A 21,467-nucleotide genomic window follows, 5' to 3' on the forward strand; every position below is an offset into this window, starting at 1 on the left:
TTGGTTTATTCCTTATTTTTCTGCTTCCAAAGTTGATACCATTCTGTAATTGCCGGATTAGGCTGTTCTTGCAATTCATTCCATAACACACTCGTTAAATGATCGTATTGCTTATGAACCGCAGAGTGCCTACCCATGTCAGCAAATATTTTCATAAGGAAAAAATAGGCTTCTTCCTCGAGCGGATAACGCTGACAAATGTCCAAACATAGCGTGATGGCTTTGTCCCATTCATCATTGGCGTAATACCAATCCACCATTTTCACGGCGGTTTGCACCCATTGCAGTTGTAATCTTTGACGCTCGCTTTCTGCCCATATGTAATTATGCTCTTGCAGATAATCTCCTTTACACAGAGCTATGGCTTGTTCATACTCGTCAATCGTCTCCGCAGATAAGGATAAGTCAGAGCGGAAAAAACGCTCAAACTGATCCACATCTAAGATGGTTTGTTCTAGTTTTACCTTATACCCTTCTGATGTATTGCTGATTTGCAAATATTCACTAAATGGCGCCAACGTTTTGCGAATATGATAGATAGCCGTATACAATTGATGATGGGCTTTTTCCGGTTCAAGCTCTGGCCAAAGCAACTCAATGATCGCCGTTTTATTAACCGTAGTTCCCCTGTGTTGAACCAAATACAAGAACAACTGCTGCACCTTGGCAGTTCGCCAACGAAGTGGGATTTCCTGGCCTCCATCTACAAACGTTACTTGTTGAAACAGACTCATTTGTAAATTCTCCGATTTCTGAGGGGAGAAGGTCTTATGTTCCTCCATCATCGATTGAATTCGTTTCATGGTATTTTGCAGACGTTGCTTACCAACCGGCTTTAATACATAGTCAAGGGCGTTCAGTTCAAATGCTTTAATCGCATATCTCTCATATGCCGTGACGAAGACAATTTGTAATTGAGGTTTCACTTCCAAAAGCTGTTCGGCCAACTCGATACCGTTTAGCTTTGGTGTTTGAATATCCAAAAAGACTATATCAATTTCATTTTTTTCAATCTCTCGTTTGCCGATCATTGGATCCGTAAACTTGCCAACAATTTCAAAATCGCCGATATTTAATAACTGATGCTCCAAATAATTTAATGCCAACTCTTCATCGTCGATTAAGATCGCTTTCATACTGTTCCCCACTTTAATATTCTATCTATTCTCTAAACTATTCCCTCCCTGAACATTTGCTCAAACATTCCCGCTCCACTACTTAGTTTACTACTCAACTTACTTTTAACTCTGCTCCCCTTGTATCGTTGGATTTTCATTAAGTCGCGCTTTATAAGACTCGCCCCATACTTTCATTGACATAATGATCGGTTCGAGAGTCCTTCCGAAATCAGTAAGGGAGTATTCCACTCTTGGAGGAACCTCTTTATATATTTCGCGATGAATGATGCCATCCTGTTCAAGCTCTCTTAACTGCAAGGTGAGCATAAATTGCGTGATTCCCGGATTGATTCGCCTGAATTCATTGAATCTTTTCGTTCCGTTCAGGAGCTGATAGAGAATGATCCCCTTCCACTTTCCACCAATGACATCCAGCGTTGTTTCAACCGGACATGCTTGCATATCCGGACTTTCTCCATATTTCTTTCTTCGGTCTCCCATCAGCTTATCCCCCAATGGTTTGATTTTTAATACTATACCATAAAAATATGCGTACTTACTTAAAGTAATTGAATCGATTTACAATGCAACTGTACAACATTTCCTATTTGAGAGGATGGATCCCCATGAATACTCACCAAAAGATGAAAGCTGTCGTTGCTTACCGATACCTCCCTATATCTAATCCGGAAAGCCTTATTGATCTGCACGTGGATAAACCGGAACCTACAGGCCGTGATTTGCTTGTACGTGTAAAAGCAATCTCCGTCAACCCTGCAGACGTAGGCGTCCGGGAAAGTCATAACTACGAAGCCGATTCACCGAAAATTCTTGGTTGGGATGCTGCTGGAATCGTAGAACAAGTTGGTCCTGACTGCCAATTGTTTCAACCTGGGGACAAGATCTATTATGCGGGCAGCGTGTCCCGACCTGGCAGTAACAGCGAATTTCACTTAGTTGATGAACGAATTGTGGGAAATATGCCGCGAAGTTTGGATTTCGCTGCCGCCGCCGCATTACCACTTACCTCGATAACTGCATGGGAGGGCCTTTTTGATCGCTTAGGAATTAGCCTAAATAATACAGGTGAAAACAAAAGCATACTGATTATCGGTGCCGCCGGAGGAGTTGGCTCGATTGCTATTCAACTTGCAAAATTAGCAGGTTTGACGGTCATCGGTACTGCTTCACGTCCAGAGTCAATTCAATGGGCTAAAGGTCTCGGTGCGGATTTTATCATAAACCACAACAACCCTTTTCTTCCTCAACTCAAAGAAGTTGGTATTGACGCCGTCGATTATATCCTTTGCTTGAATGATACGGTTCAACATCTTGAGAATATGGCAGAAGTCATTGTCCCCCAAGGTAAAATTTGCGCTATCGTTCCTGCAAATAAAACTACCTGGGCAGGGAGCTTGAAAATGGACTTGCTGTTTTCTAAAAGTGTAACGTTTGTATGGGAGTTCATGTTCACACGGTCCTTGTTTCATACCGATGACATGATCAAACAACACCAATTGTTGAATGAACTGGCGGACTTAATCGATGATGGAAAAATAAAAACTACGCTGACTGAACGACTGGAGCCTATCCATGCAGCAAACCTACGTCTCGCGCATGAGAAGTTGGAATCTGGACGGACCATTGGAAAAATCGTTTTAGAGAACTTCTGATAGTATGAAGACGAAGTCGAAGTAGGTATGTTTGGTTCGAAAAAGCGATGATGTGAATAGACAACTCAAAGGCCCCGTGCTACTATGGGGCCTTTTTGCGTACAACAGTATGTGCTGACGAGACAAATCCTCCCCGGATTCTGTAAAAACCTACTTTTAGTTGTGAGACGGCTCAGCTTAACGGGTCTATCGGCGAATTTATTAGGAGAACCTGACAGACTCCAACCCTCTGAGCAAGCATCGTCGGAAAAACAGCCTTTTCATATTTACAGATCTATAAAAATAGATATAATAATCTATATGGAACCTTCATTGATTTATAAAGCTTTGTCTAACGAGACTCGTAGTCAAATTATGCAATGGTTAAAGAATCCAGAGGAATACTTTGATGAAAAGCTCTATTTACAACAAGGCCTCAATTTTCGGATTGGTGTATGCGTGGGAGATATTCAGGCAAAATCGGGACTTGCACAATCTGTTATCTCGAGTTATTTGTTGACTATGCAAAAAGCTGGTTTGCTAGAATCTGAGCGAATTGGGAAGTGGACGTACTATCGTCGGAACGAAAAGATAATACAGGAATTTTCCGAGTACGTCAAAACGAAACTATAAACGGAAAGGAGCTCTTTTTTTGTTTGTTTATATCTATAATTCTGTATATATGAATATAATCGGAGGCTTACATTTAACATGAAACAGGTTAACCCTTTGCTTATTATGATTTTGGCTTTAGGCGTATTCGGCATTATTACAACGGAAATGGGAATTATAGGTGTTTTACCCCAGGTCACTCAAAAATTCAATGTTTCGACTGCGCAGGCCGGATGGCTTGTAAGCATCTTTGCGTTAGTTGTTGCCATTTCAGGTCCATTCCTGACATTACTCGTTTCTGGTATTAATCGTAAAGTCATTTTATTAACCGCTGTGCTTATTTTTGCGATTTCAAATATTGTTTATGCCTTCACAACCAGGTTCGATGTGATGCTAGTTTTCCGTATTCTCCCTGCTATTTTTCATCCCGTCTTTTTCTCGATAGCCCTTGTGACCGCAGCCAAACTTGTCCCTCCGGAAAAAAGCAGCAAAGCGGTCACAAAGGTTTTCGCCGGAATAACGGTCGGATTTGCTTTTGGCGTGCCTTTGACTTCTTATCTCGCGGACAAGATATCGTTAGAAGCTGCTTTCCTATTTGGAGCTGTTGTAAGCATGATTGCCTTTATAGGAATACTAGCTTGGCTTCCTTCCATGCCTGTTACAGAAAAAATGTCATACGACCAGCAGCTTGGTATATTACGCAAACCTCAATTGTGGTTAACGATCGCGACCGTTATTTTTATCTTTGCAGCTATGTTTTCTGTGTACAGCTACTTTGCTGAATATTTAGGACAAGTAACACATATGAACGGGTCATGGATTAGTATCATGTTGATGGCCTTTGGAATCATCATGATTTTCGGAAATTTTTTATTTGGGGGCTTTTTGCATAAAAGCATTACAAAGACCGTTATCTTGTATCCTCTGCTCTATACGGTTATTTACTTATTCACTTATTATTTAGGTTCTTCTTTCTTTCCAATGGCTGTTATCGTATTCCTTTGGGGGACAGTGCATTCCGGAGGGCTTATTGTCAGTCAAGCATGGTTAACGATTGAGGCAAAAGAAGCTCCCGAATTCGGCAACAGCTTGTTTGTCTCATTTTCCAATCTTGGAATTACTGTAGGGACTTTTATCGGCGGTTGGTTTATTTCTCACTTGGGCATACATCAACTCATGTGGAGCGGCATTACGTTTTCACTTCTAGCTTTCTTATTGATCATGGTAAAAATAAAAATTTCCAAATCGAACACAGAGGAAGTAAACGTACGTTAAACGAACGGAATCGATCGATCAATATAACGTGGCAGTCTAGAACATTGTTTCCGTGTTCAGGACTGCCACTATGTTGTTAGCTCGTCTTCGATCAAAAAAATTTGTACTTACTTTATCGTAAACTTGTTTAAAGTAGCCTCAGCGGCAAGCAAGGTAGCTCCAAGAAGCTCGAGTTGCACCGCTGCATCACTCTCCGGGCACTACACTAACCCATCCAAAGCATCCGCACCATGGGCTGCGCTGTGAGCCCAGCCTCCTTCGGACAGATAAATAACCGCGCAGATCCTTCTCCTCTTTATAATAGCAGAGCAGTGAATGCTTCAGGTGCTGGAAATCAGCTTGATCCAGAAAAAGCTGCTTCCTGTGATATTACATAATCAAAGCATGTATGTAATCAATGTAATATATGGTTGCCTATCGTGGTCATTATATATTTTCTATTAATTATTTTCTCCTTGTCCTACTAAAACTGTTGCTGTCACTTGTGATAAGCTCACCGCGCTGTCCGTAACGGCAAGTTCGCAAAAGAATTCGTCAATCTATATCCTACCGTGTTGAATCTCCTTCCACTTCTCCTTCAAAGCTTTCAAATCTTCTACGAAGAACCTAAGTAGATTAGGTCGTCTTCTTACTGCAAGCGGGTGATAGGTGAAGCCGATGGGTGTACCCTGAAACTCATACCAGCTACCTCGTAATTCCTTGACACTGGCACTCTCCTTATCTGAGAATATTGCTTCCGCTACGACATTACCAAATCCAAATAATAGAAGCGGCTGCTTCTGAAAGAGCTGCATCTGTAGATGAGGGAGACACGCCGCTCTAGCCTCGGGTTTATTGTAGGCACGCATCGGTCGGCATTTTAGCAAAAAGGTGACATAAACATCGTTTACATCTATCCCAGCCTCTCTCATGCCGAATTGGAGTGTTTCTCGGGTACCGCATAGAAACGAATTTCCTTCCCGATCCTCCCGGGCTCCGGGATTATCCAGAATCAACATAAGTGGGGCCTTCGGATTTCCTTCACCCCAGATGACACGATTCCGCTGCTTGGATAGTTCGCAAATTCCACAATGCTCTATACCATTGGGCGCTTGTTCTTCAGGGAAGATTACATAGGGATGATCCATTCTCTTGTGGTGCAGCTCCTTCCTTTCACACACAATGAGTCTATTATGCCCACCCAAAACAAAAACTTGCCCTTATGTAAGACTCAGCTTAACGGTCATAACCGCGAAAAATGCGAAAGGAGCGTACTTCGGCAGCTCCCGAGCTCATGCAGAGAAAATCGTTAAAAACCCATTCCTCGCTGGATGCACAGGTGGCCTTGAGGAAGGTTGGACATACCGCCGAATCATGGAACATCCTCATTCGAAGCAGGAATTACAAAGATCATGCAAAACTTCATGAACGATTTCGAAATGTGTCCGGCTTATGCAACGGATCAGCGGTGGGATATATTGATGTGGAATAAAGCTGCACAGTTGGTGTTCGGGGATTTTGAAAAAATGAATAAGAAAGAACGTAACGCAGTCTGGCGATGTTTCGCGTCAACCGACTATCGAAAACTTATGGGCGATTGGGAAAGCCACGCCAACGTCTTCTAGGGCAATTTCGTTCTACCAGTACACCGTTCGTCGGAGAGGACTGGTTTAAAGAGCTCGTCGGCGAACTGATGGAACTCAGTCCTGAATTCAGAGAATGGTGGCCGCGTTACGATATACAGGGTACTCCCATCGGGACAAAACAGATCAATCATCCGACTGCGGGTACGATGACGATGGAGCATATGACATTTCGGGTGTACGATGCCCCCGAGTTGAAATTAACCATTTATCGCCCTTTGAAAGAGAACGATTCAATAAAAAAATTGAACCTCTTGATGAATGGTGCGTAAAGTCTGTGCCTCACCAAAAGATCGGTGAGGACATCCAATTTGGTACATTGTAACAATTCATTCAAATTTCATACAAAAAAGTCTAATTTTTGTAAACCCTTATACCGATACACTGAAATATAAAGATAAATAAACAAATCTGGATGGAGAGAATTCATTATGGCTGGAGTGGACATTAAAAAAGGGTTTCAGTGGAAAATTGGTCAAAAATTATTTGCGGTTTTTCTCATTTTGGTTTTGGTCCCAAGTATTCTGATTGGCTACTTCTCGTATCGTTCAGCTACTCAAACATTAGATGTTCAACTACTCAATTCAGCTAATAAACAGGTCGAAAACCTCAGCACGATTATTGATCGTGTAGTTGTGCCCATCATGAAAGACACAGATGTTCTGGCAAGATCACTGCCTCAAAGCGTTTATCAAGACATGATAAAGGATGAAAAGACGAATTTGGCGTCAAATCAACAGGTGCAATCGACCCTTAAGCAGTTTAAAGCCGTGCATACCGATGATACCGAAGTGATTGGACTTGCCACCGAAGATGGACGCTTTGCGATGGAGCCGCAAAGTCCATTATCAAAAGAGTATGATGCTCGCACGCGAGAATGGTACACAAAAGCGATGGAACAGAAGGGTCAAGTGATTATTTCCAAACCCTATGTATCAGCCGCCTCTAAAAATATTGTGGTATCGGTAGCAAAAACTACGGACGATGGCCATGGAGTTGCCGTAGTAAATTTATCGTTGAAAAAGTATGTGACTGATACCGTTAATGCGGCAAAAGTAGGGACGCAAGGTTTCGCGTTTATCCTGGATGAGAGTCAGAAGGTTATTACCCATCCAACCATTGCTGCTGGAGAAGTGCCCCAAGATGACAGCTACAAATCATTTTATGAGCAGCAATCGGGAGTACTGTCAGCCCAAATCGACGGAAAACCTTCCCGGATCGTCTTTACCACGAACAAGATAACCGGCTGGAAAATCGCCGGGGTGCTTTATGACAGCGAACTTGACGAGCTGAAGAAGCCAATTATTACACAAACAGTTGGGATGATTATCAGCTCCGTTTTATTGTCGCTTGTCATTTTGTACGTGATCAACCGGATTTTTGTACACCCGTTAAAACAAATGACGCGTTTATCCAAGCAATTGGCAGCAGGGAACCTTGCAGAGACCCACATTACTGTGAAAAACAGAGATGAGTTGGGAGATTTGGCGCAAGCCTTCAACTCTCTTGCCCTCCAATTGCGCCAACTCATCGAAGACCTGCTGAAAAATGCGCAAAATCTTAATCAAGTCACGGACGTGTTAAATTCGGAAGTGACTGAGGTTGCCAATGCCTCCTCAAAAATCGCTGAAATGAACAGCCGGGTTACCAAGGGTTCGATGGATCAGGCCCAGGGAATTTCGGAGATATCCCGGACGATGCAAGAAAGCGTGCTTGCTGTGAGCAATTTTGCTGAAGTAGCTTCAGAAATCGGCGAAATTACGGAACAAACGCATCAGAGAGCAAAAGAAGGAACTTCGATTGTCTCAGATTCACTGAATCAAATGAGGACGATCAATTCCGCTGTTTTGCACTCTTCCAATCTCGTGGAAACGCTCATGCAAAAAACAATGGAAATCGATAATTTTGCTACTGTCATTAATGAAATCGCCAATCAAACCAATCTCTTGTCTCTCAACGCCAGCATAGAAGCAGCGCGTGCGGGAGAACATGGCAGAGGTTTTGCCGTTGTTGCTGAAGAAGTGAAGAAGCTTGCCGTACAATCCGCTGATTCTGCTACACAAATTACCAATCTGATTTTGGAGATCAATAAAGAAACTAGAAAATCAGTGGAATCGTTGACGATGGTGCAGCAGGAAGTTGAAGACGGATTGACCCTAAGCTCCAAAGTGGAAACCCTGCTTTCCGATATCATTGAAGATATGGCTAAAATCAATGATGAAATACAAAATCTCAGCAGCATTTCGGAAGAGGTTGCAGCGGGTTCCGAGGAAGTGAGCGCATCGGTTGAAGATCTTTCGAATATTGCCAATTCCAACTCCAGAGATTCCAGCGATACTCTGTCCAATATTGAAAGACAACAAGAATCTTTGCATGAATTAATGGAACAAGTGAAAATTGTTCTGGATACCGCACAACAAATCAGGAATAATGTGCAAAACTACAAACTTCGTTAGCAACAAATTTTATATAAAGGTGGAGGGAAAAACATGAGAAAAAATATCATCACATCTATCACATCTCTGGCTCTGGTTGCCGGGCTGTCTTTGACTGCTTTTGCAACTACAGCGACTACTGTGCCAGCACCACCTGCCAAGCAGGAATCCAAATCTGCGGTTGCCGCTAATCCGGCACCAAAAAATGTACTGTTTCAATACTCAACGATCAATGCACTCATGCTTGGACAATTCGAAGGGGACTTGACTTTGAAAGACTTGAAGCTGCGAGGCGATATGGGGCTTGGTACCATCAATGATCTCGATGGAGAGATGATTCAGATGGGTACAAAATTCTACCAAATCGACAGCACCGGAAAATTATCGGAGCTGCCAGAAAGTGTGAAAACTCCATTTGCGGTTACTACACATTTCGAGCCGAAAGAAAAAACTACATTAACCAATGTGCAAGATTACAATCAATTAACAAAAATGCTTGAGGAGAAATTTGAAAACAAGAACGTCTTTTATGCCGTAAAGCTGACCGGTACCTTTAAGATGGTAAAAGCTAGAACAGTTCCAAAACAAACCAGACCTTATCCGCAGCTGACTGAAGTAACAAAAAAACAATCCGAGTTTGAATTTAAAAATGTTAAGGGAACCCTGATTGGCTTCTATACGCCAAATTATGCAGCAGCCCTGAATGTTCCCGGATTCCATCTCCACTTCATCACAGAGGATAAAACAAGTGGCGGACACGTATTAAATCTGCAATTTGACAACGCGAATCTGGAAATTTCTCCGATCCATGAGTTTGATGTACAATTGCCGCACACAGATGATTTTGCCCACTCTGATCTGACACAAGTTACTACTAGTCAAGTACACCAAGCTGAGTCAGAAAGAAAATAAAGCAGCCTCATGCGAGAAATTTAGCGAGGACATGAAAAAGCTGGCCTATTATAAGTGCCAGCTTTTTCATATCTAGGAGTCCCCTCCAGCTTGGACTTCTGCCTGGTAATTGGTGCTCTTTCCTGTACCAATAGTGTTTTTCTAATCCTGAAACTTCAAATCTCTATTTTTGTCTCCAAAAACTCAAGGTATTTTGGGTCATCTTCCATAAAGATCGCAATCCCTGCACCCATGTAAGCCCGGGTCAGCTCGTCTGCCGCTTTTTCATGGTTGTCCTGTTCGTAATACAATTGCCCTAACCGAAGATGAATGTAAGGATTCCCCAGCCCCTCCGGACACTGTACAGCGTTAAAGAAACACTTGAATGCCTTATCGTAATTCTTCATTTGAAAATGGACATCCCCAATAGCCACATATATCCACGTTGCGGCCTCCCATTCTCGATGATTTTCCGGGAGTAATCGGAGAGCCGCGACGTACTTATTCTTGCCCTCCTCAAGATTGCCTGCTCTCACCAAATCATCGCCTTGTTTACACAGCACGGTAATTTCGGCATGGGTGGAATCTGAAAGTTGCATTGTCGTCTCTCCTATCCTGTGTGATTTGAAGCCCCGTAGGTATTCGTCTCTTTATCAGCAACTCACTATTGTTTTTTGACTTTCATCAAAAATGATTGCGTCTGGTATTGCCGACAAATAGTCTATCGCCCAAATGATATGATTCGTGAAATCCCGTCCTTCATCAGGTGAGAATACGAAGCGAATGCGTTCGGAACAGTCTTTGATTTCAGGCGGACAATCCTTGGTGACGCTCGCAATGTAATTTACATCTTCAGCTACACTACGGCCAGTTTCAAAATGAGCTGTAAAATTCCATCCCGGCCAACGGAGAATCAAGTATTTCTCTCTCGTAAACGGATTTGCTGATACTCCAATTTCCAGTCCGTTCTTTCTTTCAAAATCAAAATAGTCGCTTAACTCAGAAGCAAGACGCTCATGGGAGTAAGGATCGGACGACTTCGCAAGGTAGGCATGTATTACGGACATAATATCTCCCCAATCGTACTGGATGTTCTCAACCGCCAATCCAATTCCGAAATTCTTGAGCAAGTTCATTTCGGTTCAATCGGGCAATCCAATCACATTCCAGTGCATTTGTGTCGTCCGATACAGTAAAGACCAATACTCCCGATTTGCTCATATCGGAGAAAAAACCTTCCTTTTTCAGTGATACAAGCGCAGCCACGCAACACTCATAAACCTTCTCTTTAAAGTCCCTGTGTCTTTCCACCGACTGCATACTCATCACTTCGTTATACAATTGATTGGATATATCTTTAAAGCACTCAGCACCTTCAAATTCATGGTCCCATTCCCCTGGACTCCAGCGATAATAAATCGCATCATCAGGGTCTCCGGCAATCATTTTGTTCAAGTGATCGGTCGAGTTTACCGCCGGACATACGGTGATTGCATCCGAGTCGGAATACAAGGCGTAACCGCAAAAGCTTTGTCCTGCATATTTGTTTCTTACTTGCTCGAATGCAGCCCTCGCAGCCGCCTCGATTTTTAATTGCAGCACTTGAAAATCCATGTTCTCTCCTTTGTCCTACTTTAGTCGAGCCTGCAACGACAGGATTGGAGGAGACTCCCACCCCACCTTCGAGGCAACTCTCCGAGCCCCATGAGCGGTTAAGGCCAAAAATTTTCCGTTACCTGTGGTATGAATTCAGCTTAACGGTGCCAGCTCATCTGCGATCATTTTTGCCTTTTCCGCAAGCTCTCTCATATCATCCACTGGAACAAGCTCGGCTAATTCGTAAGCCAGCGGATCACGGGAAAACTTGTACAACTCATCCCGAAGCAGGTTCCTTTTTTCTTCAGAGGCATCTATATAAAGTTTGCGCGACTCCCTATCCTCATCCAAATCACGCAAATCGACATAGCCTGATTTTTGAGACTCCAACACAATGGCTGACAGATCGAGTAGAGCTGAGCAGGCAATATCAAGTTCTGCTCGAAACGTGCCATTAGCATTCTTTATATCAAATCCAATACTTCCACCGCTTTTCAAGTCTCCCTCGGAAAGCAGGACATCCAGACCCAAGTCCTTTAAAATCTGATCGAGCGTCACATTCGTTGAGTCCAATTGTTCCAAATAGTCGACTAATGCCAGCGAATCATCGGAACCGCCAATTAAATCTCCCCACCATTTGCTTATGTACATGTTCTTCTCCCACTTTCTTTTAAGCATGGTAATTATGCAAATAAGATCGTTTCACTCAAAACCGTACTTATCATTGCCGCTTTCACCGAACCACCGTCAGGCTATCCCCGCCCCCGCCGCCTTTAGCAGACGAATGATCAGCTCCTTACGCGGTCCCTGGGCCTTGCGAGCCAATACAGCCAGCTTCTCCATCTTGCCCCAGATCGGGTACAGCACCCGCTCGGCCTCGTCATCCGACAGCGTCTCTATTTGCTGTACGAATAGCGACAGCTTGTCTTCGCTTTCCAGCTCCGGCTGAATCTTCAGCTTTAGCGAATCGTGGGAGTGCAGCAGGCAGGCGATCAAGGTGGGAGTCGAGCGTTCCGTTATGCCATAGGTTTCGGCGAAAACGGCTGTGAACTTGTCATGCACCAGCTGATGCTCATCATCCACTAGGTCCATGTACGCTTCAACAAGCGGAAAATATCGCTCGGACGAAAGCCCCAGCCCGAACACAGCATAGCTGCCCGGCATTACGCTTTTTTCGCTTTCCGTATCCTCGTACCATTCAAACTCTTCCATCGCCTCACGAGCGTATTCCTCCAATAAAGGATGCAACTCCGAATAAGCCAGAGCATTCGCAAATAAACGGTGCGTGTCCGATTTGGCTAACCCCTTGATGGGCAAATACTCCTTCACACTGGATTTCAACTTGATTTTGTAGCTTTTCGGGAAGTCCTTTCGGAGCAGGGAGAGAATAAACCTAATCGCCCGCTCGTACGCCCCGGCTTCTTCCTTGCGAATAACGATTGTGAAAAGGGAAAAAACATCGTTAGCCTTGCATTCAACTAATTCATGGCGCATATGGACGTCTTCTTGCGAGAAGCTGTCGCTGCCATCCTTCAGCATACGCGTGGCTTTACCGCTACCAAGCTGCTTCGCCAGCTCCAGAAAAGTCTGACCCTTTTTTTTGTTGAAGTCCGGCTCGTAACGAATAATCATCACCGCTCCGTATAATAGAAGGTCGATAGGCTGATTCGGCTCATCCTTGTCCTCAAAAACAGCATCCGGCTTGATCACATACTCATTGGTCCTGTATTCGGAACGGGTGACATCATAGTAACGCGGCAAAAATACATTCTCGACCCAGTCGGTCAAAGCCCTAATGATATCTCTTCGATGCTCCGCGAGAGCCTCAACCTGTTCTTTATTCAACTCCTGAATCCGGTCAAATAAAGTGATCGTCTTTGCGGCTTCCGGTTCGGGGAACAACTGCGGATCAAGGAGATGACGCGCCAAAAAGAAGGTTTCCAGCCTGTTGGTTAGGTTAGAGCCCTTCTCCAATTTTTCCTCCATATAGGACTGAATTCGCTCCAGAAGCTGCCGCTTTTTCTCTTCATATACCGTTTCCAGCACCGTTAATTCCACAAGCCCGTCCATCGTTGCGAAGGTTCCTTGGAAGGTAAAACGGTAGTTGATCAACGGCGACGTTTCCAGCTTGTCCAGCCTCTTCTTTACGATTTCCGCCAGTAGGGGCTGAACCTCATGCAATATCTGCTCCCGCGTAAAGGGTGAAGCTTTCATCGACTTTTTGCCTGCGGCACTCCCCACAGATTTCGAACTTTCAACCCTAGTCCTGCCCGGTCTATAATCCAGCAGGATAAAGTTAAAGATGCCTACTTGCAGTGTGGTGCGTAAGACTACTTCCTCTGTGTCCCTTCTATTTTCCTGTTCGTCAAACCATTTATGTATCGCCGTTTTCATCTCTTCCAGCGCTTCTTTTTGCAATTCGTTCATTGTCTCCCGCCTTTTTCGCATGTTCGATCTTAGCTCAATATAATCATACTATGAAAATGGGAAAGCTTGTTGGAATTGTATACGTCTGCCTGAGATGGGCTAAAGATCAATCTCTAGTCCATTCCTTTATTTTCAGTGGATATAGGGTTTACGGGATAGAGGAGATTTACCTGCGTGATACCGCACGGGAGAATGCTATAACGACTATTCTTCTTGAGTTTATACCCGAAGATAAACATGCATTGGAAAAGATGCAGGAAGTAGAGAGGGAGTATTATAAGTCAATTGGCTTGGGTGAGGTTTATGCACAAATGGAAGATAAGGAAGGCTATAAATGAGTAGAATCGGGCTCGAAAAACACATTATCATTCCGCAGAGCAAAAGGGAGAACGGCATAGAGGCCGTTCTCCCTTTTGTTTATCTGAGGTATGCAACATATGGATTAAAATATATATTAGCCATAGTTATCTGCCTTTTACGATTTTTCGCCATGCTTATGATACGCCTCACCGTAACGGGTCGGACGGTCAATTTTGCTTTCCATTCTTACAAAAAAATGATCAATCATTTATCCTATGGTTCCACCATTTCCGATGTGGCAACTCTAAACCATCTAAATACTGATATTCATATATTCTGACCATGGTATATACTTTACAAGATTACATCATACTATCTTTATACGAATCACGAATCCCCAAACACCTTCAAACTTCCAATCACACTACCCTCTACCACAACTTCATTAACTCCGATTTACGTCTATCTTGCTAGAAACTTCTATAAATAAATCGCGCAGCAAGCCATAAAGTGGATCACTTAAAGCTCCACCCGAGAATTGCGAACTAAGAATAACCGGAACGTTTTCATACTCAATTTTATAAGAATATTTCGCTACATTTAATCGATTACGGATAAAATCTTGTGCCTGACCGTTTGCTATGGTTATTCCTACCGGATTGTAGTATTTAATCTGATTTACCCAAGACCTCCAAATATGCTCTTCCATCGTTTTCAAAATTGAGCTTGTACTAATTTTTTTTGAATCTCGTTCACGAATAAAAAGTAGGTCACTGAATACTACATACTTATCTTCTGCAGTTTTAAGATGCTCATTGAGAAATTCGAAGGCATCAGGTATTTCTTTCAACCTATCTACATATTGTGGATAAGCTTTGAAGAATTCAGGATGTTGCCAAATTTGATACCAACCCTGTGATGCGTAAAATTCCACAGGCTTTTTAAAATAAGTATCATATAAGTACCCTTTTTCACGTAATTTATTCTGCAATTTTTTGAATTTTGTCGATCCATCGTTTAAATGTACTATCGATTTTAGAAAACAATCGCCCATTTCCTTTCCTTTAGCAGTATCATGGTCAGATCCATTCAGACCAAAATGCATCCACATTCTCTTAAAGCCAATTCCATCAATACTAATAGGCATACCCGTAGTCCTGTTGGGTAAGTGCTTAAGAATAGCTGAATTTAAATTCTCGATTTCCTCAGTCAAACGGTAGTAAGGCATTTTTCGCTTTCACCCTCTTCATTATTGCTTCAAGTTAATTATAACCGCTTATTAAAACAAATCTTCCAATTCAATTACCAAAATAACTTTTGTAACAACTCTCTATTATTTTGTATAGTTAATTTAATTAATCTATGTTAACTCCTACATTGGAATGAGTTTTGTAAGTAGGTTGATCAAAAATAAATGGACTCTTTTAAATCTAAATTCTTATGGGGGAAAAATGCGAAAAGTAAGTATACAAGTCATGCCTGATTGGATAAATGACTGGTTTATGTTGGATAACTTCCTAAAGAAGTTAGATTGCATCTATGAAGTAAATGAGATTGAATTGGACTTTTACTACTTACATAATATTCACCCTAAAGGAATTGTTATGTTATTAACAGTTTCGAATAATATTTTTAAACTAACGCAAGCAAAAATAAAAATAATAAACATCAATTCAGAGGTACTTTCCTTTCTTGAACAAGTAAACTTTTTTAAGAACGATTTATTCGACATTGATTATACTAGCGTGGTTTGGGATGAAATTCGTGAAAGGCCATTTTATGAGTCAGTAATTGAGATTACTCAAGTGAATTCTCATGAGGGCAAGATTAGACTTGTTTCCAAGATAAAAGACATGCTTGAAATATGGTTCCCAGAAGACAAATATAGGTCTTTAAAACATAGCACTTTATCTTCAGTGATGGAATTATGCGGGAATAGTTTGGAGCACAGTGAAACTACCATAAATTTCGGAAAGTGCTTTGTCTTGATGCAAAAAAGCATCGAACGCGAATATATCGAAATGAACTTAGTTACAACTGATCTCGGTATTGGTATTAAACTCCATCAAGAAAGACGTTATGGAGTCCTTTACAAAAATGATCATGAATATATTGAAAAAGCTCTCACTGGGACTACTGGCAGGTTGGATGGTACTGGTGGATTTGGACTCCAAACCATCCAAATATTAATTGGAGAGAATTTTGGTGAGCTTTTGATAAGATCAGGTAGAGGGACTGTATCAGTGTCTGACGGATTCCAGTATGCTGAAGGGGAGTACGGTACAATAGGAACACAGTGTGCTATTACATTAAGAAAGCCATTAAATCAGATGTTGACATAAGGATAAAGTCTGGTTTATGATCTTTATAGCTCTTCACCAACTTCCGGTGAACAGTTAAGGAGAGACGTGATTTGAAATGAACACTGATATTATTGTCTTGCAAATTTACGACAATGCTGCATCGATTGGTTTCGATAGTAAAATACTCACATATCGACCAGAAGGAAAAAAGCTGCAACAACATTTACTCCAGATATGTGGTAATCAGGAATATACTGGTTTTATTAATTTGGATTTCCAAAAAATAGAAATATGTGATGTCTCTTTTATTGATGAAGTTGTATTCGAATTTTCACTGAACCTAAGACAAATTAACGGAAACTCGATTACTTTCTTATCTAACTTAGATGAGTACGTATTTGATAGCCTACGTGCCGCCCAATTGCTTAAAGAAGATAAATTATCAAAGAAACTTAATGAAAAAGTTAGGTTGCCTTTGCTTTATTTTAAAAAAAATTATGGTTTTGATATTATTGGTGAAATTGAAGCCGTTTTGGTCGAAACGTTCCAGTACTTGAAAGCGAAGGGTACAATTACTGCACGAGATATTGCTTTTGAGAAAGATATCGCAATTAACAGTGCAAGTAATCGGTTAAAAAAACTTTTTGATTATGGCCTGATTCAAAGGGAAACCGTTACTGATAGTTCAGGAGTATATTATCAATATTTATTACCTACAGTTTTTTAGCTCTCCAATAGGAGAGTTTTATTTAAACAACCGTTCACCAAAACCACGTGAACACCAAATAATTTCTGAGGTGATTTAAAATGAAGTTAATCTTGCATTCACACAATTTTGGCTGCGAAGCAATACCTGAGGAAATTTTAAGTCCGTTAATGAGAAGACTGTCAGAAATTCAATTTGATTTTAAAGAAAAGACTGCTCCGGAATTACGAAAGAAAGTTTTGGAGTGTTTGATTGAGCTCGGTTGGTCAGATCAAGTAAAAGTTGATAAAGAATCAAATATTACAATTACATCTATGAAGAATAATGTAGGTCTTTGTTTACAGCTCGCTAATATGGCTAGATTTTATGCAGATATTCTTAAGCTTGAAGTACTACATCAGAAAGATAAAGCAATTAGTGCCATATACATACTACCATGTAAAGAGGCAGCTTCAAAACTAGGATCTAACATTGTCCAATTTGATAGATTTACTGAAGAACTTAAAATATTTAAGCATATTATAACGATTCCAATTGCAGTCATCGGACTAGAAGGAGAGGATATTTAAATGAAGATGATCCTAGGGTTTCCTTATCCGAAGAGAAAAGAAATGATTAATGGTTTTCATGACAAGAACTTCAAGTATAGAAAACCTTTAAAATTCATGGGAAAAGTGGAATTACGAAATGTATACGAATTACCTATTGATATGATTAAATATCGCTTAGCAAATGGAAGAACACAAGCTGCACAGGAAGAGTATTTATCCAATAATCTTGAATTACCTCCAAATTTCTTCGAACTTGACCTTGAATCTGATATAAAACACCAGATTCAACACGATATTTTAAAAAATATGCTTGAAGATAAGAACATCAATTTGATTGATTTTTTCAAAAAGGAAAAACAAGAAGAACCACTTATTATCGATAACGATGGATTTGTAATTAATGGAAACAGGCGCTTGTGTGCAATGCGAGAGGTTTATTATTCAAACAAAGATTTGTACGCAAGATTTAGCTCCGTTGACGTATTAATCTTGCCCCCTTGTACTGAAAAAGATAAGGATGAATTAGAAGCTACTCTTCAAATTAAGCAAGATATTAAAGCAAACTATAGCTGGTATACTCAGGCATGTATGTTTCGGAAAAGACAGAAGGATAACAACTATTCTGACTCTGATCTTGCTAGATTGTATGCTATGAAAGAATCAGATATTAGGGAAAAGCTTGATATGCTTGGCTACGCTGATGAGTACCTTGAAAGTCGTAATAAACCTAAAAAATACGAGGAATTAGATCAGAAAGAATTTGGGTTTAAACAAATTCGGAAATTTAACGTTGAAAACAAAACCCTTGATATAGCTGAAAAAGACATATTTAAGAACGTCACGTTCATGATGATGGATGATCCCGACTCTTTAGGATTGGGTAGAATTTATGCTGCCGTCAATGACTTAGGAAAATTTATTCATGATGTAGAGGAAGCGTTAATTAAAGAGCTTTCTCTTGAAGGTTATGAAATTAAAGAAGAAGAAGTTGACCAAATTGATTTATTATCCGGGATTGTTGAGTACCCTGAAGAAAAAAAGACACTTAGGAAACTTGCTTTGGCTGTTAATGATCTTGAAAATAAAGAAGATGTTTTAGCAGTTGTAAAAGATGTAATTGAGAGACAGAGAGCTAGTGAAAGCGACAAGAAAAACTCTAAGTTTGTTATTAAACAAATCGGTAAGGCCCAATCCTCCTTAACTGATGCACTTAACCACTATGATGAAAATACCGATTCAAGGGGCATAAATGAACAGCTAGACTCAATTCAACGTTTAGTTAATGATTTGAGAAAGAAGGTTCAATCATGTTAAGAATTATCTATCATACTGAATCCCATAAGATAATTCTATCAATTGATGAACAATCGTTAGCTTGGTTAGAAATACGACGGTTATGTGAGGAAAAATCAAGAGAATATACTAATACATCCGCTACAAGTTTGGAACTCCCTTGGTGGGAGTTCCTATCCATACGTGAGCAACTAAAATATATATTTGTAAAACACCAATTAAAAATAAATATCGATCAATCTGCGCAAGATTTATTGAAAAAAACACTATTAAAGCAACAAGCGTATATTGATGGATGCAAGCAAGAACCTGTGTCAGCCGACCATATCAAGGAAGTATTAATTAAGATTGGCTTTAAAAGGTCACTCACTGAATTGCAGTTACGTAACCTTGCTAAATTATGCAAATTTAGATCCGGCGCTACTTTTTCAGTTCCTGGAGCTGGGAAAACAACCGAGGCGTTAGCTTTTTTTTACTATAAAAAGAAATGTAATACTAAATTAATTATTGTTGCTCCAAAAAATGCCTTCCCGGCTTGGGAACAGCAAATAGGACTATGCCTTGAGAACCCTCCTCAAATTGTTCGGCTCCGGGGAGGGTATCAATCGATAAAAAGCATCTTGAAAAGTGAACCTGACATTGTGATGATTTCATATCAACAGATACCTAATGTCTCTGACTTAATTGCTGACTATATGAGTAAACATGAATTTTTTATGTTTGTAGATGAAAGCCATAGAATGAAACGGGGATCGAAAGGAAGAATAGGAAGTACAATATTAAACCTGTCTCACATCCCTGAGAGTAAGCTGATTTTATCTGGAACACCTATGCCTAACGATATTATTGACTTGGTCCCACAGTTTAACTTCTTATACCCTGAGTTGAATGTTGATAAAGAGAACGTTGTCGACCATATTCAAAATATCTATGTTCGAACTAATAAAAACGAACTGGACTTAGGAGAACGCTTTATCATACCAAAGGTTGTAACGATGACAGAACGGCAGAGAAGATTATACAATTTATTAAAGTCAGAAGTAGCTCGTGAAGCTGAAATATTATTAAAAGCACGCGATCGAAATGTACTAAGGTCAATCGGGAAAAGCGTCTTGCGTCTTATCCAACTAACCTCAAATCCTGCCTTACTGGCTAAGAGCGACTTTAATTATCATCCAATATTAAGAGATGTACTATTGGATGGGGATAGCCCTAAGATAAGATATGTCTGCAATCGTGCAAGAGAACTTGCTAGTCAAGGTAGAAAGACAATTATTTGGTCAAGCTTTGTGGAAAACGTTGAATTGATCGCCTTAAGACTCCGAGATATTGGTGCAGATTATATTCACGGTGGAGTCGATTCCGGTGAAGAAGATGATTCTGAAACTCGGGAAGCCAAAGTAAAAAGGTTTCATGAGGATCCAAATGCTTTTGTATTAGTTGCCAATCCAGCTGCCGCAAGCGAAGGTATTAGCCTTCATGAAGTATGCCATGATGCAATTTACTTAGATAGAAATTATAATGCTGCACACTTTCTCCAATCAATGGATAGAATCCATAGATATGGACCAAATAGGCATATTCCAAAAAACATCGAAATCGTAATTTGTCCGAATACAATAGATGACTCTGTTAATAGAAGGCTGGAAGACAAAATTAATTTAATGGCAGATGTATTAAATGACTCTTCACTTCGAGTAGGCTTTGAATATACGGACGAAATGGATGAAGAACTATTTGATGAAAATCAATTAGATGACGAAGATGTTACCGATATTTTATATCATATGTTTGAAGAAGGTGAGGAATGATGACATTTTCAGTTGGTATATTATATTCCTCACAGAAATTTCTAAAGTTTATTAAAGACAATGACTTGACCAGTTTAGATTTTCCGAAGATGTTTCAAAAATTCTATATTGTAGCGGATGCAAAAACAGTTCTTGAAACGTCATTAGAATGTAAATGGGTAACTTTAAAAGAAAATAATCATTTAAAGCTTACAAAACGTGGTGAAGACATCTTATATTATCATGAGGAATATCAGAGACTTAGGGTTCAACTTGCTCATTTAATTGAAACTTATAAACCTTCCTGGGCTCCCTTGATTACTTTTGGTCGTGTAGAAGCTGTTAAATTTTTTTCGCAGGAAGTTAAACAATGCTTTAATGAAGCTTATTTACTTGATGGTTATGAAAAAGATGTCATAGAGTGGTGGGATAAGCTTGCTCTTGCTGCCAGAGGATTCTACGACGATGTAAAGTTAGAGTTAGGTAGAAAAGGAGAAGCTCTATCAATTCAATATGAAAAAGAGAGAACAGGTTCAGCTGCGCTTTGGCAATCCATAGAATCAAACTTTAGTGGCTTTGACTTACTCTCACAAGTAAATAGATATGACATGACTCCTTTACGTATAGAAGTTAAAACCACAAATTCAAAGCACGAGATAGCATTTATTATTACAAAAGGAGAGTGGGATGTTGCATTAAAAGTTAGTGATTATATTTTTCATATATGGTCATTGAATCCCCAAAGGGAGCTATTTATTTTCAAGAAAAAAGATATGATAAAACATATGCCAGTTAATCACGGAAATGGTCAATGGGAATCAGTCAAAGTGACTCTTACTCGAGAAGAAATATATCATTACAAAGTATAATACCGATGGTGCTAATACAATACCATA

Annotated in this window: 20 protein-coding genes and 2 pseudogenes; 12 read left to right on the forward strand and 10 right to left on the reverse strand. The window is 40.5% G+C overall.

What is annotated here, in order from left to right:
* Window positions 1-5: 5 nt before the first annotated feature.
* Entirely contained in the window at window positions 6-1,136 is a 1,131-nt protein-coding gene (locus ODZ53_RS09410; protein ID WP_372676765.1) for a response regulator, read from the reverse strand.
* A gap of 105 nt (window positions 1,137-1,241) precedes the next feature.
* The gene (locus ODZ53_RS09415) at window positions 1,242-1,619 is read right to left on the reverse strand and encodes a winged helix-turn-helix transcriptional regulator (RefSeq protein ID WP_372676766.1); all 378 of its coding nucleotides are present in this window, start codon (window positions 1,617-1,619) and stop codon (window positions 1,242-1,244) included.
* Between the two features lie 125 nt (window positions 1,620-1,744).
* On the opposite strand from ODZ53_RS09415, the gene ODZ53_RS09420 reads away from it, so the two are divergent.
* The 3 genes from ODZ53_RS09420 (at window position 1,745) to ODZ53_RS09430 (ending at window position 4,657) form a co-directional block, all read left to right on the forward strand.
* On the forward strand, window positions 1,745-2,791 hold the full coding sequence (locus tag ODZ53_RS09420) for a zinc-binding alcohol dehydrogenase family protein (RefSeq protein WP_372676767.1): 1,047 nt from the start codon (window positions 1,745-1,747) through the stop codon (window positions 2,789-2,791).
* A 300-nt stretch (window positions 2,792-3,091) separates the two neighbouring features.
* Complete coding sequence (locus tag ODZ53_RS09425; protein ID WP_372676768.1) at window positions 3,092-3,403, forward strand: ArsR/SmtB family transcription factor; 312 nt, start codon at window positions 3,092-3,094, stop codon at window positions 3,401-3,403.
* A gap of 78 nt (window positions 3,404-3,481) precedes the next feature.
* Window positions 3,482-4,657: an MFS transporter gene (locus tag ODZ53_RS09430; RefSeq protein WP_372676769.1), complete on the forward strand. Its 1,176-nt coding sequence runs from the start codon at window positions 3,482-3,484 to the stop codon at window positions 4,655-4,657.
* A gap of 203 nt (window positions 4,658-4,860) precedes the next feature.
* On the opposite strand, the pseudogene ODZ53_RS09435 reads toward ODZ53_RS09430, so the two are convergent.
* Window positions 4,861-5,023, reverse strand: a pseudogene (locus tag ODZ53_RS09435) (DUF2785 domain-containing protein); the annotation flags it as partial.
* A 173-nt stretch (window positions 5,024-5,196) separates the two neighbouring features.
* Complete coding sequence (locus ODZ53_RS09440) at window positions 5,197-5,784, reverse strand: uracil-DNA glycosylase (protein ID WP_372676770.1); 588 nt, start codon at window positions 5,782-5,784, stop codon at window positions 5,197-5,199.
* 291 nt (window positions 5,785-6,075) lie between these two features.
* Between ODZ53_RS09440 and ODZ53_RS09445 the strand changes: the two are divergent.
* From ODZ53_RS09445 to budA, 3 genes and pseudogenes are all read left to right on the forward strand, one after another.
* Window positions 6,076-6,551, forward strand: a pseudogene (locus ODZ53_RS09445) (MmyB family transcriptional regulator).
* 159 nt (window positions 6,552-6,710) lie between these two features.
* The gene (locus ODZ53_RS09450) at window positions 6,711-8,735 is read left to right on the forward strand and encodes a methyl-accepting chemotaxis protein (protein WP_372676771.1); all 2,025 of its coding nucleotides are present in this window, start codon (window positions 6,711-6,713) and stop codon (window positions 8,733-8,735) included.
* A gap of 33 nt (window positions 8,736-8,768) precedes the next feature.
* The gene (budA, locus tag ODZ53_RS09455; RefSeq protein WP_372676772.1) at window positions 8,769-9,626 is read left to right on the forward strand and encodes an acetolactate decarboxylase; all 858 of its coding nucleotides are present in this window, start codon (window positions 8,769-8,771) and stop codon (window positions 9,624-9,626) included.
* 155 nt (window positions 9,627-9,781) lie between these two features.
* Here the strand turns inward: budA and ODZ53_RS09460 are convergent, their stop codons facing one another.
* The 6 genes from ODZ53_RS09460 to ODZ53_RS09485 form a co-directional block, all read right to left on the reverse strand.
* Complete coding sequence (locus ODZ53_RS09460; protein WP_173606390.1) at window positions 9,782-10,204, reverse strand: tetratricopeptide repeat protein; 423 nt, start codon at window positions 10,202-10,204, stop codon at window positions 9,782-9,784.
* Window positions 10,205-10,258: 54 nt separating this feature from the next.
* Window positions 10,259-10,672 (reverse strand): hypothetical protein, encoded by a 414-nt coding sequence (locus ODZ53_RS09465; RefSeq protein ID WP_372676773.1) that lies wholly within the window; start codon window positions 10,670-10,672, stop codon window positions 10,259-10,261.
* A 28-nt stretch (window positions 10,673-10,700) separates the two neighbouring features.
* Window positions 10,701-11,219 carry a DUF4303 domain-containing protein gene (locus ODZ53_RS09470; protein WP_372676774.1) on the reverse strand — a complete coding sequence of 173 codons (519 nt, stop codon included), beginning with the start codon at window positions 11,217-11,219 and terminating at the stop codon, window positions 10,701-10,703.
* 135 nt (window positions 11,220-11,354) lie between these two features.
* The gene (locus ODZ53_RS09475; RefSeq protein WP_372676775.1) at window positions 11,355-11,852 is read right to left on the reverse strand and encodes an imm68 putative immunity domain-containing protein; all 498 of its coding nucleotides are present in this window, start codon (window positions 11,850-11,852) and stop codon (window positions 11,355-11,357) included.
* A 96-nt stretch (window positions 11,853-11,948) separates the two neighbouring features.
* Entirely contained in the window at window positions 11,949-13,628 is a 1,680-nt protein-coding gene (locus ODZ53_RS09480) for a DUF6138 family protein (RefSeq protein WP_372676776.1), read from the reverse strand.
* Between the two features lie 745 nt (window positions 13,629-14,373).
* The gene (locus ODZ53_RS09485) at window positions 14,374-15,156 is read right to left on the reverse strand and encodes a hypothetical protein (RefSeq protein WP_372676777.1); all 783 of its coding nucleotides are present in this window, start codon (window positions 15,154-15,156) and stop codon (window positions 14,374-14,376) included.
* A gap of 223 nt (window positions 15,157-15,379) precedes the next feature.
* On the opposite strand from ODZ53_RS09485, the gene ODZ53_RS09490 reads away from it, so the two are divergent.
* The 6 genes from ODZ53_RS09490 (at window position 15,380) to ODZ53_RS09515 (ending at window position 21,440) form a co-directional block, all read left to right on the forward strand.
* Window positions 15,380-16,270, forward strand: coding sequence for a hypothetical protein (locus ODZ53_RS09490; RefSeq protein ID WP_372676778.1), 891 nt, complete (start codon window positions 15,380-15,382; stop codon window positions 16,268-16,270).
* Between the two features lie 76 nt (window positions 16,271-16,346).
* On the forward strand, window positions 16,347-16,958 hold the full coding sequence (locus ODZ53_RS09495; RefSeq protein WP_372676779.1) for a hypothetical protein: 612 nt from the start codon (window positions 16,347-16,349) through the stop codon (window positions 16,956-16,958).
* 80 nt (window positions 16,959-17,038) lie between these two features.
* Window positions 17,039-17,506 (forward strand): BglII/BstYI family type II restriction endonuclease, encoded by a 468-nt coding sequence (locus ODZ53_RS09500; protein ID WP_372676780.1) that lies wholly within the window; start codon window positions 17,039-17,041, stop codon window positions 17,504-17,506.
* A complete protein-coding gene (locus tag ODZ53_RS09505) occupies window positions 17,507-18,802 on the forward strand; it encodes a hypothetical protein (RefSeq protein WP_372676781.1) in 1,296 nt (431 codons plus the stop codon). It abuts the gene before it with no gap.
* Entirely contained in the window at window positions 18,796-20,592 is a 1,797-nt protein-coding gene (locus ODZ53_RS09510) for a DEAD/DEAH box helicase (RefSeq protein ID WP_372676782.1), read from the forward strand. Before ODZ53_RS09505 ends, ODZ53_RS09510 begins: the two co-directional genes overlap by 7 nt.
* Window positions 20,589-21,440: a protein NO VEIN domain-containing protein gene (locus ODZ53_RS09515; protein ID WP_372676783.1), complete on the forward strand. Its 852-nt coding sequence runs from the start codon at window positions 20,589-20,591 to the stop codon at window positions 21,438-21,440. The genes ODZ53_RS09510 and ODZ53_RS09515 overlap by 4 nt, the downstream gene beginning before the upstream one ends.
* The last annotated feature ends 27 nt before the right edge of the window (window positions 21,441-21,467 follow it).

The sequence above is a fragment of the Brevibacillus sp. BD137 genome (genome assembly GCF_041644655.1).
GTDB classification, from domain to species: domain Bacteria; phylum Bacillota; class Bacilli; order Brevibacillales; family Brevibacillaceae; genus Brevibacillus; species Brevibacillus brevis_D.

What these genes read in the sequence shown, in the direction of transcription:
- ODZ53_RS09410 (WP_372676765.1), bottom strand. Translation starts at nt 1,136, where the DNA reads ATGAAAGCGATCTTAATCGACGATGAAGAGTTGGCATTAAATTATTTG.
- ODZ53_RS09415 (WP_372676766.1), bottom strand. Translation starts at nt 1,619, where the DNA reads ATGGGAGACCGAAGAAAGAAATATGGAGAAAGTCCGGATATGCAAGCA.
- ODZ53_RS09420 (WP_372676767.1), top strand. Translation starts at nt 1,745, where the DNA reads ATGAATACTCACCAAAAGATGAAAGCTGTCGTTGCTTACCGATACCTC.
- ODZ53_RS09425 (WP_372676768.1), top strand. Translation starts at nt 3,092, where the DNA reads ATGGAACCTTCATTGATTTATAAAGCTTTGTCTAACGAGACTCGTAGT.
- ODZ53_RS09430 (WP_372676769.1), top strand. Translation starts at nt 3,482, where the DNA reads ATGAAACAGGTTAACCCTTTGCTTATTATGATTTTGGCTTTAGGCGTA.
- ODZ53_RS09440 (WP_372676770.1), bottom strand. Translation starts at nt 5,784, where the DNA reads ATGGATCATCCCTATGTAATCTTCCCTGAAGAACAAGCGCCCAATGGT.
- ODZ53_RS09450 (WP_372676771.1), top strand. Translation starts at nt 6,711, where the DNA reads ATGGCTGGAGTGGACATTAAAAAAGGGTTTCAGTGGAAAATTGGTCAA.
- budA (WP_372676772.1), top strand. Translation starts at nt 8,769, where the DNA reads ATGAGAAAAAATATCATCACATCTATCACATCTCTGGCTCTGGTTGCC.
- ODZ53_RS09460 (WP_173606390.1), bottom strand. Translation starts at nt 10,204, where the DNA reads ATGCAACTTTCAGATTCCACCCATGCCGAAATTACCGTGCTGTGTAAA.
- ODZ53_RS09465 (WP_372676773.1), bottom strand. Translation starts at nt 10,672, where the DNA reads ATGTCCGTAATACATGCCTACCTTGCGAAGTCGTCCGATCCTTACTCC.
- ODZ53_RS09470 (WP_372676774.1), bottom strand. Translation starts at nt 11,219, where the DNA reads ATGGATTTTCAAGTGCTGCAATTAAAAATCGAGGCGGCTGCGAGGGCT.
- ODZ53_RS09475 (WP_372676775.1), bottom strand. Translation starts at nt 11,852, where the DNA reads ATGTACATAAGCAAATGGTGGGGAGATTTAATTGGCGGTTCCGATGAT.
- ODZ53_RS09480 (WP_372676776.1), bottom strand. Translation starts at nt 13,628, where the DNA reads ATGAACGAATTGCAAAAAGAAGCGCTGGAAGAGATGAAAACGGCGATA.
- ODZ53_RS09485 (WP_372676777.1), bottom strand. Translation starts at nt 15,156, where the DNA reads ATGCCTTACTACCGTTTGACTGAGGAAATCGAGAATTTAAATTCAGCT.
- ODZ53_RS09490 (WP_372676778.1), top strand. Translation starts at nt 15,380, where the DNA reads ATGCGAAAAGTAAGTATACAAGTCATGCCTGATTGGATAAATGACTGG.
- ODZ53_RS09495 (WP_372676779.1), top strand. Translation starts at nt 16,347, where the DNA reads ATGAACACTGATATTATTGTCTTGCAAATTTACGACAATGCTGCATCG.
- ODZ53_RS09500 (WP_372676780.1), top strand. Translation starts at nt 17,039, where the DNA reads ATGAAGTTAATCTTGCATTCACACAATTTTGGCTGCGAAGCAATACCT.
- ODZ53_RS09505 (WP_372676781.1), top strand. Translation starts at nt 17,507, where the DNA reads ATGAAGATGATCCTAGGGTTTCCTTATCCGAAGAGAAAAGAAATGATT.
- ODZ53_RS09510 (WP_372676782.1), top strand. Translation starts at nt 18,796, where the DNA reads ATGTTAAGAATTATCTATCATACTGAATCCCATAAGATAATTCTATCA.
- ODZ53_RS09515 (WP_372676783.1), top strand. Translation starts at nt 20,589, where the DNA reads ATGATGACATTTTCAGTTGGTATATTATATTCCTCACAGAAATTTCTA.